Source organism: Sphingobacterium athyrii (assembly GCF_003071065.1).
Lineage (GTDB): Bacteria > Bacteroidota > Bacteroidia > Sphingobacteriales > Sphingobacteriaceae > Sphingobacterium > Sphingobacterium athyrii.
Genome location: NZ_QCXX01000003.1, coordinates 522,581 through 535,010, shown reverse-complemented (window position 1 = coordinate 535,010; position 12,430 = coordinate 522,581). Strand labels below are relative to the sequence as shown.

Sequence of the window (12,430 nt, the reverse complement as noted above, 5' to 3'; positions counted from 1 at the left end):
TGGTCTTAGATATTGTAAGGGCCAGTCCCGAAAGTTTAAAACACGGCAATGTCACTTTGCCTTATCACCAGTTCTTTCTGTGCAAACTGGTATTCTAATTTGTGCTTATACTCCCGCCAATAGGACTGGTCAACGACAGGTACCATGACTTCGTAAACAATCATACGATCCTTGACCACTTCTTGCCCCTCATCCGCCCATATTCCTTCGGCGGGAGCTTGTATATAAGCGGTCATCCCACCAAAATCTTTTGTGAGTTGCTTCTTAATATTTTTATAAAGGTAATTTGGAAAAGGCTTTCCTTTTCTGTCTGTTAACGGTACAAAAATCTCAATCTTTTTGGCCGGTTTCATTTTTTTCTTTGCTATTTCTATTGCGTTAAGGGCATCCTTCGCACTCATTATTTTGAGGGGCCGAAAGAGTTTGTCTTCCTGTTTATTATAGCTGATAAAGAAATTTTGCAACTCTTCTAGCACCGTGTCGGGCAATTGTGCCACTCTATGAATATTTCCAAAGATCATTGAAGTTTCAGGAACGACCAGAAACCTGTCATTCTCCACCATCTCACCGGTCTCCTGCTGTACAGCTTTTATTGCGCCTATGACTCTACATTTCATCATGCAGCCCGGAAAAGTTCCCTGCTCAGCTATTATAATAACATCCAGTGGGTCTCCATCTTCACCCTCCGTTCCTGGAATAAAACCAAAATCGTAGGGAAAAACAAATCCCAGAGGTAGGTACTTAGCAAGTACAAATCCTCCACAATTCGGATCGTAATTGTATTTGGCATTTGAACCTTTTGGTGTTTCGGCTGTACAAAAGATATGCTTTATAGTGATCATTGTTTTGTTGTTTTTACTTGTGTCCTGATATTAAACAGGTTCTAACTGTATCTTGAACAACGCTACCGCCATAATAGTTGCCTACCGAAAGGGTGTGCGCTGTATTTTAAGTGAAAACCGAAGCCATCGGGAAACGTAAGCGGCTGGCGATCGTAGAATGTTGAGGTTTATCTTCACGCTATCTATACCGATCAGTTGAGGTATATCGTTATTTTTTTTGAACGATACGCGGTTCACTACTGTTCAGTTTAAAAACTAATTCATAAAGCAATGAAGAAAACTTTTTACATTCCTTAAACACTCTAAAAGTGTAAAGGAAAGATAAAATAGATGCAAAAATCGCACTGTAATCAGTAGGCAAATTGTTATAAATACTTCAACCGTTATTGTTTCCGGGAGGATGTTTGCTATAACATTGGACCACTTAAAAGAAATATTTAATGTCACTATAAAATTCATGCTATGACACAATTCAAAAATCCACACACAAAATATCCGGTGCCCCCATTTCCAAAGCAGAAACAAGAAGTACCGGGAGTAGAACTAGAAATGAAGCCACAAGCTGACCACGGCGAAGAGAGCTATATTGGCACGGGAAAATTAAAGGATGCTAAAGCCATCATCACTGGTGCTGATTCCGGAATAGGTCGTGCGATAGCGATCGCTTTTGCCCGTGAAGGTGCAGATGTGGTTATTAACTATGGTTATGATATCGAGGATGAGGATGCAGCAGCAACTGCACGTCTTGTTGAAAGCGAAGGTCGTAAGGCCATTATTTCCAAAGGTGATTTACGAGACGAAGCCTATGCTAACGAATTGATTGCTCTCTGTGTCAAGGAACTAGGTGGTATTGATATTCTGGTTAACAATGCGGCCTATCAAATGGCTCATAAAACCTTGGAGGAGCTTACATCCAAAGAATGGGATCGTACTTTCGAAACCAATATACGGAGTATGTTCTACTTGTGTAAAGCCGCAGTTCCTTATATGAAACCAGGCAGTTCCATTATTAATACAGCATCCGTAAACTCCTACCATCCCAACGCCGTGCTATTGGATTATGCAGCCACAAAAGGTGCCATTCAAAATTTTACAGCCAATCTTGCACAGATGCTGCTTGAGCAGGATAAGGGAATTCGCGTCAATGCCGTCGCCCCTGGTCCAGTATGGACACCTTTAATTCCATCCACAATGCCCGAACCTGAGAACTTTGGTAAGGATAGTCCAATTAAAAGGCCAGCACAGCCAGCGGAAATTGCCCCTGCGTACGTATTTCTGGCATCAGAGGAAAGCAGTTACATTGCTGGAGCCACTATCGCCGTAACAGGCGGTAAAATTGCAATATAAAATTGTCAATACTGCAAGAGCTAAAAAAGACAACGCAATAGCCACTCTATCTCTGGTAAACTGCGAAGGATTATATATAGCGCACAAAGTCTGTGCGCTTATTTATTTAATTTGATCTGGCTAGTACTTTTGTCGCTCGCTCGGTCCTGCTTCATGAGCATTTCAACGTGCACGATGGAAGGTAAAAATAAAAGAGCCAAAAGGAGATTCCGTTTGGCTCTGGATATAATTATAAAAAATAGTGTACGATCAATTCAATTTATAAGCTTTAAGCTGTTTCTGTAATTTTTTGCGGGCCATATGAATTCTTGTTTTTATTGTTCCTTCCGGCATGTTAAAGTAACTGGCAATTTCATGGTACTTGTACCCATCTAAATATAATCGGAAGATCTCATAATTATCCTGCGTCAGACTACACATTGCCTTTTCGATGTCTTCCGCCACAAATTTGCTTACTCCCCTATTATGAACAGTATTATTGGAACGTTCTAGGTCAATATAGGTCTCTTGGATTTCCCCTACACGTTTAGCCTTACGGTATTTATTAATATATGTATGCTTCATAATTACATATAACCAGCTCATTAATTTGGGGTGATGCACAAATTTATCTATAGATTTTAATGCCCGGATCCACGTTTCTTGGATCAAGTCTTCTTTTTCATCTGGGTCGTTTGTAAATTTAGTAGCAAAATGGTTTAGCAACCCTCTTTTCTCCTTAATTAGTACGTTTAAATTGTAGTTGTTCATAATTTATCCTCTTTGTTGTTTAAAGTTGATCCTAATAGCGTAGAACAAGAAGAATGCTAATTTTAAATGGGTGTTACCTCGAAAATAATTATACTGGTGGCAGGGGTAGAAATACGTATTCTCGCTGAGAATGGTTATACAAGTCCTATTAAAGCCCTTTTCGAGTAAATTATTTCATATTGTTCAAAAATTAATTGAATAGGAAAAAAAATAGATTAGGTAATAAATCGGATCGAAATTGTAAGAAGTACGTTTTTAGGGTGAAAAAACAAAAAACGTTATCCATATCTTTTGTACAAAAATGTAAACGCTTTTCATGTGGTTTTGTGCGCAGTCAAATTAGGTCGTTTGACTTATTCGTTACAAAGCTGTATAATTGTATATTCTTTATAATGATTCTAAACTAAGTCAACCGGATGATCAAGATATTGATAGCATATAGATCAAAACTCTACATACAGGCTATCAAGCAGTATAAGATAAATTTAAGCCATTGATGGAATACGTAAACGAGCTTTCAAAAACCATTGACCAGTATCCCGGATCCATTTTAGTGATGCGTCAACAGATAGAGCAGAAATTGCCGGCCCATCAGCATACCAAAGGACAGTTGCTGCTGGTATTTGGTGGTATAGCCTATCTTCAAACTCTGGAGCGTGATTATTACATTCCCTCGAATCATTATATTTGGATCCCAGCAGATTATGCGCACAACCTGATGTATAATGCACAAGATCTTCATATCATCAATATCTATTTCCCCGCGGCTGATGATGGGGCCTTTTACAAAGAACTTGGCATCTATCCCGTCAGCAGGTTATTGTTTGAACTGCTTGCCTTTAGTGAGACCTGGCAGGGCAATTATTTTGCTGGCTGCTGGGAGTATGAATTGATGTCTACCATGAAAAAGCTGCTCGCACATGAAAATTTGCAGAAATTTTCTATTCAACTACCTACCACGGACGATAGCCGTATACGTGCCATCACCGATGATATGCGCCATCGTATTGGCGAGCCGTTAAGCTTGGAAGAGTCTGCCCAAAAATTCGGTCTCAGTGTCCGCAGTTTGACTCGGCTTTTTCAACAGTGTTTGCACCTTTCCTTTGTTCAATATCTCAAAATGCTCCGCGTCATACGTGCGATGGAACTACTCAAAGATACGAGTCTTTCCATAAGTGAGATTGCCTATCAGGTCGGTTATTCTAATATTTCGGCTTTCAGCAATACTTTTTTCCAACTGACAAATATCCGCCCTTCAGATTTTCGTTCTAAGTTAAAGTAAGGCTATCTTAATTCAATAAGGGATATTATTCTTTCCAAGCTTTAGGACAATATTGCGGATCCTTGGTACCAACAACAAAGCGATAATGACACAAAGCAGTATAACAAGCATTACATCATAATAATCCCGCACCGCTCGTGCAAATAACTGCTGTTTGATTAGCTTATTAAAAAGAAAATCCGATGCGTTTTTAGCCACATACATATCGTTCCCGGCATTTATATAAGTATTTTGAATATCCTGCCATACCGGAGGGATAAGCGGGTTTGTTTCCGTCAGCGTTTCGCGTAGTTTTTCGCGGATAGCTCCCTTTGTATAGAGCTGTAGCTGGTTATTAAGGGCAATGCTACTGCAGAATCCAACGAATCGGGCGAAGATACCTAATAGGGAGGCGTATAGTGCCATCCCTTGTGGCGCTGCCGAAGCTGTAAAAAAAACAATTGGTACAAACAGCGCTCCAGTGGCAAGACCATAAATAAACATGGGTAGGATAAAATCTAAGCTCTCCCCTACCACGGAGACAAACAGGAGCATATAGCCGTAATACATGGCCATAATCATAAATCCCACAAGCATGAGCTGCATCAGATTCGTCCCACTTAAGACAAAGCGGGCCGTCACAAACATGCTTAGTAAGGTTCCTGCAATCACGGCGAGCCAGAGCGGGATTGTGTGTAGGGAATCGGTGGACAAAACATTCTCCACATAGCTATAGGTCAGTCCTGTACTTCCCTTAAAGAGGTAGAAAATCACTAGTAATAATAGTCCCAATACAAAGTTTTTGGTTCCAAAAATGTGAAGGTCAATTAAAGGTCGTTTCAGTCGCATTTCCCGTAGGACGAATAAAATAAGCACAAGACCTAAAATAAGGCTTAGTGTTTTAATGTACGGATTATCCAGCCAGTCCAACTGTTGCCCATATACAAGAATATATCCAAGAGCTAAGGTAATGTAGGTGTAATAGATATAACCGATCCAGTCGACCTGATATAATGGTAGCTTTTTATGAAGCCTGGCGTTTGGATGCATGGTAATCAATACGCTTAGCCCAAGTAGTATAAGTAGCATGATAATACCATAAAATAGCCAATTGAAATCCCTGACATACAGGATAGCGCTACAGAATATGGCATATAGTGGCACTGAAATCTGTATACCAGCATATAAAATTGTGTAGCCAATTACCTTTGCTCTGGTCGACTCCAGCCGTGGAAAGATTAGGTTGAGTACGATACCTGACAAAAGAGCACATGTCATCCCCTGTAAAAATTGGCCGATTATAAAGATTGTCCAATTTCTGCTATAGAAGCAGATCAAGGCACATATTCCATTGATGGCGAGGGCCAGGAGCAAATAGCCTCGCGAAGTAAAGCGTTTTACGATGCGCACATCTAGCGCCAGGAAAGTTACGGTCGAGCCATAAATAACCACCATTCCGTATTGCATGGCCGTAGCATCGATACCGTAGAATCCCATAATGGTTACAGGACTGCTATATAAGGCAAAACAGCAAAGTGATGTCATCAATATCGCAAAGATGACTGCCCGTGCGAGACCTTCCGAGACCCAGTGTTTAAATAAAGGTATTTTATGTGCTTGCATAGTTATTTCTTTAAAACATAAACATTGGCATTCATTCCGGGAGAGAGCTTAGATAGCATCTCCGAATTATCGGTCAATTTAATTCTGACGGGGATGCGTTGGATAATTTTTACAAAATTACCAGTGGCGTTATCCGGTGGCAACAACGAGTAACGTGCTCCTGTCGTTGGCGAAAGCGATTCGATTACTCCAGAGAATACTTCTTCGGGGTAAGCGTCTGTTTCTATAGCAACCCGCTGTCCGATATGAAATGACTTGATCTGTGTTTCTTTGAAGTTGGCGACTACCCATTTTTTTTCGGCCTCATTGAGCAAAAAAGCCAATGTTTGCCCCGGTTGCACAAGCTGTCCTTGTTGAATGGTTTTCTTACCAATACGACCATCAAAAGGTGCCGTTATTACGGTGTACCGAAGATCAAGTTCTTGTCGCTCCAATAGCGCCGTTTTGATATTTATTTCAGCGGCAATTGCAGCCCGCTGAGCTTGTATATCCTTGAGTCTTGATTTGGCGGCCTCCAGAGAAGCTATTGTTTGGGCATAGTCAGATTGTTGGCTCAGTAGTGTTGTATTCACGAGGTCAAACTTTTGTTGTGTGGTCGATTCATCTGCCAGCAGGCTTTTATATCGTTCAAACTCTTTGCGTTGTTGCTCTAATTTTGCCTGGACCCCCATTAATTGTGCACTGATTACAGCTATGTTTTTGGATTGTGTCTCTTCACTTGCCGCCAAGATCGGCAGTTTCGCACGCGAACTTAACAACTCGGCTGCAGCGGCCTTCTGTTTGAGTCGATACTCATCTTTTTCAATCAATACAAGTGTATCGCCTTGATGTACCTGTTGGTTATCGTTATAATAAATTTTACTGATATATCCACCCACTTTGGCACTTATGGGCGATAAGTAAGCATCTATTTGTGCATCATTTGTCTGCTCATACTGTAAATTTCGCCATAGATATAGCACGGCCCAGCCCAGCATGCCCGTAAGCAAGACAATACCAAAGTACTTCGTGGAGATGACCACGACCTTATCTATTTTATTCTTATTCATTATCTGATATCTTTTTAAAGTATCCCTGTTATCGCCAACAATTGGATGTGGCTTAGTTTTAATTCGACCAACGCAGATATGTGGTTAAACTTGGCTTCAAGCAATGCATTTTCTGCTTCTAACAGATCCGTCAGCAAGGATTCCTGATTGAGGTAACTGTTTTTGATGACACGGACAGTTTCGGTGTTTTGCGCGATGTTTTTCTCAGCTGTTATTACCTGTTGTTGGGCCTGTTCGCGCTGCAGGAATGCCTGTCTGATCTTCAGGTTAACTTCTTCCTGTTTGATCTGCATGACTGACTTTTGTTCCTCAATATGTATGTTGGCCTGTGCGACAGCATGTTTACTTTTGAATGCATTGTCAATAGACCATTGTATTTTGAGCCCTGTCTGTCCAAATCCCCATAAATTATTGCTATATGGATAGAATGAGATCTGCGGATAGGTGTAGCTATAGGTCGAGTATAAGTAGAGCTTTGGCCGTGTGGCAGATTTCACCTGTCTTAGTTTTAATTCACTGGTTTTGATCGTGGATTCAATGATTTTAAATTCCTGAGACTGTTGTTGGGCAATGCCAATATAATCACCGTATGTATGTACATCCTGCAGATCAGGGTTCAAGTCTTGTTGAAGTGCTATCTGGAGTGATTCCATTTCGCCGCGACCCATGAGCACATTCAGTTTCTGTTTCGTAAGGTCAATTCTTTTGAGTACTTCAGACCGGCGGAGTTCTAAATTGTCCAATTTAACAGCGATTCGCAGCACATCACTCTTTAAGACAATTCCATTCTTGTAAAGATGTTCGATTGTCGATAGCTGGCGTTGTTCAGCGGATATTTCGGCAGAAATAAATTCCTTGAATTTCATGAATTTGTATAGTTCATAATAAGCGACAGCAGTTATATATTTTAGATTGCTGTGCTGCAATTCGTATTCAAATTGCATGGCCAACTTTTCTTCCTTTTTTAGCTGAATATTTCTTTTATCGAGGCCACCATTGTAAAGATTGAGGTTTAGGTTGTAACCCAGCCCATAGCCATAACCGGATACCGGCACATCCTGTGCAGCAGAGAACAATCCTTCTGGATACAGGAGGAATTTAGTGTTGAGTTTAAAATCCCCGTTGAGAGAAATCGTTGGTAAATACTGATCTTTCGCCTCAATAATGGCAAGTGAAGCAGCTACACCCTTGAGACCCTGTAACTTTAGCTGGTGGTTATGGGAGGCTATTGACTCCCATATTTTTACCAGGTTCATAGGCTGTATTGTATCTCTTACCTGGCCGTTGGCAGACCGTAAAAAGAAAAATATGCCCACTCCAATAGAAACAAAAGAAAGATCCCGCCTCATTTCTTTACTCCTTTAAAAACAACATGCTGTTGCTTGGCGCTATGCCGTTTTTCGGCATATTTCTTCCAGGTTCGCCTCAATTCATGGAGAACGACAGACAGATCCCCCATAGGAAATAGGGGGAATAGATACATACCTGCGTAGTTGAAGTATAGCCTGTTCACTTGTCTATCGTCATCGGCAATCGGGTCAGCCGATTTCTCATGGACGACCTTCGCAATAATTTTTTGTACTTTTTCTTTCATGATAACCTTGTTTAACGCTATTTGACAAAGTTATCGGGAAAGATGCTGTGGGATTTTATATAATTGGCCTAAATTTGGCCGAATCTGGCCAATATATTATTTCAGTTTTTGTTCCACTACCCGTAGGCGCTTTCGCCAGGTCATCATCTGAGGGTCGTCATAGATCGGGTCACCAAGATTGTCCAGCAAGCCCAATGCTTTGGCTAAAATTTCACTTAGATCGGCAGATCTTTAGTAAAACCTTATATCGACCTCTGATGTTCTTAATGAGATAAAATAAATCCTACTAAATAACGTTATTGGGGTAGAGGAATTTATACATGCTACAGCTTGGATTTGTTCATCTACGCCAATAGGCCGGATCAGTTTAAAATATCAATATGAAACATCACTACCAAGCTACACTTATCATCGGAATATTGGCGATGTCGGGATTAAAAGCACAGGAAAATACCAATTTAATCAAATTAAATATCTTGCCATTGGCGGTTGGCAATGTTGCGTTCGAATATGAAAAGGCGATTCAACAACGCCTATCACTAAATGCGACATTAAGTCTTCGTCCTAAATCTGGTCTTCCCTTCCGCTCGATATGGGAATCTGCTATTGATGATCCAAGTGACATTCTGGTTGGAGCGAAATTTGGGGCATTTTCCTTTACACCGGAAGTGCGCTTTTATCTCGGTAATAATGATGCTTTCAGAGGATTCTACTTTGCTCCTTTCGTAAAATATGCGCGTTATAGCCTTAGCACCATATTGTCGGTTGAAGAGCGAGATTACCAAAAGGAAGTTCCGATTTCGGGTGCCTTGAATGCCTTGACAGCTGGACTAGCTATTGGTAGCCAATGGCGTCTTGGCGAGCATATCTATCTAGATTGGCGAATTATTGGTCCCAACTACGGATTTAATAACGGTACCTTTGAGGGGAAAACCCAATTAAATTCCGATGAACAAGAGGAACTGCGTAAACAGTTGGAGGATTTTGACATTGATGTGTTAGACCTCAAAAAAGAAGTTGATTCCGAAGGAGTCACGTTCAAGACGAAAGGCCCATTCGCTGGAATTCGTACCGCCTTATCCTTAGGGTATCGGTTTTAAAGTCGATCGACTTCCTACATTTCGCTATTCAGCCGAGCTTTATCAGGTATTTTTCGGCCCTATTAGACTATGAAATCCCTGTTTTCATGGATTTTTCTGCCTGGTTATTTGTCGTAGTTTTGGGGAAACACCCCACAAAAATAGACAGTTAACTTGGGAAAGGACATACAATGAAAGAATATACATTCAAATACCAGAATAACAGCGGACTTCTCTATCTAATACTGGTTCTCGTTGGGATACCGCTCGGCATTATTCTGCCGACGGTATGGCTTATGAATTATGTGCAGTGGATTTTTTGGCCTAATATTATACTTATGCTTTGCATGATGGGATTTGGTGTCTGGCGTTTTGTCAAGAAATCTAGGGCAATGGATACCATCAGTCTGGATGAGAATGGGTTTACATCCCACAGTTATGGACGTGTTCTTTACAAAGATATTCATAGTATTCCACCCTATGGTCTGCTTCAGGCTCCCCCACCATCTATGCGGATCAAACTCAATAATGGTAAAAAGCTGGTTTGGCTGTTTAATCCTGATCATCCAAAATCAGCCGCCGATATCATTATCTTTACTGCATTCAGGGAAGAGCTTTTGCGTCATCTTGGACAGCAGGCTGTAGTGCTGCAGAATGAACACCTTAAAGAGAATATCGCTACCAGCGGTGTCGCCGTAGGTAGCAAGCAAAAAAATAATGCAAAAGCGCTTGTCTCCCAACTCGAAGAATCTAAAAAACGTGACTACAAATACATTGCACTACCCATATCTGCGGTATTTGCACTCGTCATGCTCATTCGCACCTGTGGCGCTGATTTTATTCAGCAACAACGGGACAAAGAAATGGCAGGTTTTCGAGATGGGATTCTTAGCATAGAAACAGACTACGAAAACAATGTGCAAAAAGCCAAAAATGTGGCCGCGGAATACGGACTTACATTCGGCCCTATATTTTTGTGGACCAATGACCCTCGCGCTACTGTGGTATTTAGCCCCGATATTCCCCAGGATCCTTACGGTGCCGAAATCGATGTGATCGGCCTGCGGCATGTCGAAGATAATAAACTGTTGGAACAGTATATCCAACATCCAGATAGTGTAAACTACGATCTGACAGTAGTCAATCCAGCCGAAAAATTTTACGCCGTGATGAATAAGAGCATATTTAGCCGCGATGATAGTTTAGCCATACCGATTTACCTCACAGTCTATAACCCCAAAGAATCTCTGCCTACTCCATTTGGCCAGCAAGCCGTAGATTCGACTTTTAGACCCATCCGGTATAGTACTTCAATTGCAATGCCGCGCGCTGGAGAACCGAAATCGGAAATCCTCGATAATATGGACTTCGCTTCCGTCCGTTCTATACTTCAGAAATACAAAGGGACCTATTTTTATATGGTTGCCAAAGAACAGGATGGACTCTCTGCACAACAGTTCGAAAAAATAAAAATGCTGGTCTTAACAAACTTTGGGAAGCACGGGGTTGATACGGGCCGATTTGAAAGCAGACGTTACAATAGCAAATAGCGTTTTATTGTCCTAGACTGGACCATAAAATATAACCGCTGGATACCTTGCCTAGGTTGTCACGACAATTGATGTAAACCCAACGGTCGTCGACGATATTTTCAATATTCACTTGGACCGTAGTCCCTTTCCGGAGATAATTTTTCCGTGTTTTAGTAAGTCTTGGATATTTATAAAAATAGGTTTTAGCCGGTCTGGTCCGATAGGTGCCATGCGTTCGTAGTGTCAGTTGATTATAACTACCCGAAAAATCCTCGGGTATATTCTGTCTGTTGCAACCCGAAAATTGAACTTTAAGCTGCTTTCCCACAAAAGTCAATTTCAGTGTGCAGCCCTGATCGTCCTTTTCTTTTAAGATACAGCTATTGCCAGTGCAGGTACCCTTCCCTGAGAAAGTGCCATGGGTGCCAGAAGGAATATTCCACCAGGCGAAAACATCGGCAACTACAGTGGATTGCATGGATCTGATCACCATCGTACTTGAAGCACCAGTGGTAGTCACAAGCCGATAGGTCCCCGTCTGTCCAATAACGGAAACGTATAGAAAAATAAAAAATATGCTGATCAAGACTTTCATGCCTGGTATAACAGTATTGTACTTCTTTTGTTTCTGTTTCTGGTCCCGTCCTGGATGAAAAGAAAAGCATAAGCCCCTTAATATCTTCCCTTGACACTTCTGACCAGGGGAATCTCTAAATTTCTATTCTCATCTCCAGTAAATTGGGCTTAAACCCGACTTTACTATAGGCGATTATTGCACTGTCGTTCTGATCATAAACCTGAAGCCTCACTTCCGAGATATTTCTTTCTTTTGCCCAGCTTAGCAATGCTTCCAGAATCAATTTATTGATCCCCTGCCCACGGTGATCTGGTTTGACATACATAAATCCCAAATGCACATATCGGGCAAACTTTTGATATGGCTTGGCATCGACTATTTTCGCATAGCCAGATCCGACAAGCTCACTGCCGACCACAGCGACCAATACTTCTGCTTCTGGTGATTTTATGAGTTCCAGCAGGTCGTAGTAGTGAATTTCACCTTCTTCCAATGTATCGTCAAAAGGGCGTTCTGCCGCCACGATTCCCTGTTCAAATTCCAATAATACATCGATTTCATGTTCCTGTGCCTGTCTGATTTTTAAATCCATTCCTTATGCTTTTTTATAATGTGTAATGATATCCGCTTAAATTTGGGCTAATAGCGGTTAGCGCAATATACAAAAATCAGCAACCCAATGAACTGCGCAAATGTCAGCTGTCTGTAAATTACCCTGAATTGTATATTCTGTTACAAAAGTAAATAGCACAATCGATTACATTTAATTAATTTTC

The 12,430-nt window shown here is 41.2% G+C and carries 12 protein-coding genes; 4 read left to right on the top strand and 8 right to left on the bottom strand.

Annotated features, from left to right (window positions below; translation table 11 throughout):
- Nucleotides 1-35 precede the first annotated feature (35 nt).
- Nucleotides 36-842: an inorganic diphosphatase gene (locus DCO56_RS12935; protein ID WP_108634184.1), complete on the bottom strand. Its 807-nt coding sequence runs from the start codon at nucleotides 840-842 to the stop codon at nucleotides 36-38.
- A 462-nt stretch (nucleotides 843-1,304) separates the two neighbouring features.
- Here DCO56_RS12935 and DCO56_RS12930 point away from each other — a divergent pair, with 462 nt between their 5' ends.
- Nucleotides 1,305-2,189, top strand: coding sequence for an SDR family oxidoreductase (locus tag DCO56_RS12930; protein ID WP_108634183.1), 885 nt, complete (start codon nucleotides 1,305-1,307; stop codon nucleotides 2,187-2,189).
- 249 nt (nucleotides 2,190-2,438) lie between these two features.
- On the opposite strand, the gene DCO56_RS12925 is transcribed toward DCO56_RS12930, so the two are convergent.
- Nucleotides 2,439-2,939, bottom strand: a complete 501-nt coding sequence (locus DCO56_RS12925; RefSeq protein ID WP_108634182.1) for an RNA polymerase sigma factor — start codon at nucleotides 2,937-2,939, stop codon at nucleotides 2,439-2,441.
- Between the two features lie 496 nt (nucleotides 2,940-3,435).
- Between DCO56_RS12925 and DCO56_RS12920 the strand changes: the two genes are divergently transcribed.
- Nucleotides 3,436-4,221 carry a helix-turn-helix domain-containing protein gene (locus DCO56_RS12920; RefSeq protein ID WP_108634181.1) on the top strand — a complete coding sequence of 262 codons (786 nt, stop codon included), beginning with the start codon at nucleotides 3,436-3,438 and terminating at the stop codon, nucleotides 4,219-4,221.
- Between the two features lie 12 nt (nucleotides 4,222-4,233).
- On the opposite strand, the gene DCO56_RS12915 is transcribed toward DCO56_RS12920, so the two are convergent.
- From DCO56_RS12915 to DCO56_RS12900, 4 genes are all read right to left on the bottom strand, one after another.
- Nucleotides 4,234-5,823, bottom strand: a complete 1,590-nt coding sequence (locus DCO56_RS12915; RefSeq protein ID WP_108634180.1) for an MFS transporter — start codon at nucleotides 5,821-5,823, stop codon at nucleotides 4,234-4,236.
- A gap of 2 nt (nucleotides 5,824-5,825) precedes the next feature.
- Complete coding sequence (locus DCO56_RS12910; RefSeq protein ID WP_108634179.1) at nucleotides 5,826-6,872, bottom strand: HlyD family secretion protein; 1,047 nt, start codon at nucleotides 6,870-6,872, stop codon at nucleotides 5,826-5,828.
- A gap of 14 nt (nucleotides 6,873-6,886) precedes the next feature.
- The gene (locus DCO56_RS12905; protein ID WP_181390543.1) at nucleotides 6,887-8,128 is read right to left on the bottom strand and encodes a TolC family protein; all 1,242 of its coding nucleotides are present in this window, start codon (nucleotides 8,126-8,128) and stop codon (nucleotides 6,887-6,889) included.
- 89 nt (nucleotides 8,129-8,217) lie between these two features.
- Nucleotides 8,218-8,466 (bottom strand): hypothetical protein, encoded by a 249-nt coding sequence (locus tag DCO56_RS12900; protein ID WP_108634177.1) that lies wholly within the window; start codon nucleotides 8,464-8,466, stop codon nucleotides 8,218-8,220.
- Between the two features lie 380 nt (nucleotides 8,467-8,846).
- Between DCO56_RS12900 and DCO56_RS12895 the strand changes: the two genes are divergently transcribed.
- Nucleotides 8,847-9,566 (top strand): DUF3575 domain-containing protein, encoded by a 720-nt coding sequence (locus DCO56_RS12895; protein WP_108634176.1) that lies wholly within the window; start codon nucleotides 8,847-8,849, stop codon nucleotides 9,564-9,566.
- A gap of 170 nt (nucleotides 9,567-9,736) precedes the next feature.
- Entirely contained in the window at nucleotides 9,737-11,095 is a 1,359-nt protein-coding gene (locus DCO56_RS12890) for a hypothetical protein (protein WP_108634175.1), read from the top strand.
- 4 nt (nucleotides 11,096-11,099) lie between these two features.
- On the opposite strand, the gene DCO56_RS12885 is transcribed toward DCO56_RS12890, so the two are convergent.
- Together DCO56_RS12885 and DCO56_RS12880 are read right to left on the bottom strand one after the other, a co-directional pair.
- On the bottom strand, nucleotides 11,100-11,672 hold the full coding sequence (locus DCO56_RS12885) for a hypothetical protein (RefSeq protein WP_108634174.1): 573 nt from the start codon (nucleotides 11,670-11,672) through the stop codon (nucleotides 11,100-11,102).
- 115 nt (nucleotides 11,673-11,787) lie between these two features.
- A complete protein-coding gene (locus DCO56_RS12880) occupies nucleotides 11,788-12,246 on the bottom strand; it encodes a GNAT family N-acetyltransferase (RefSeq protein ID WP_108634173.1) in 459 nt (152 codons plus the stop codon).
- Nucleotides 12,247-12,430 lie beyond the last annotated feature (184 nt).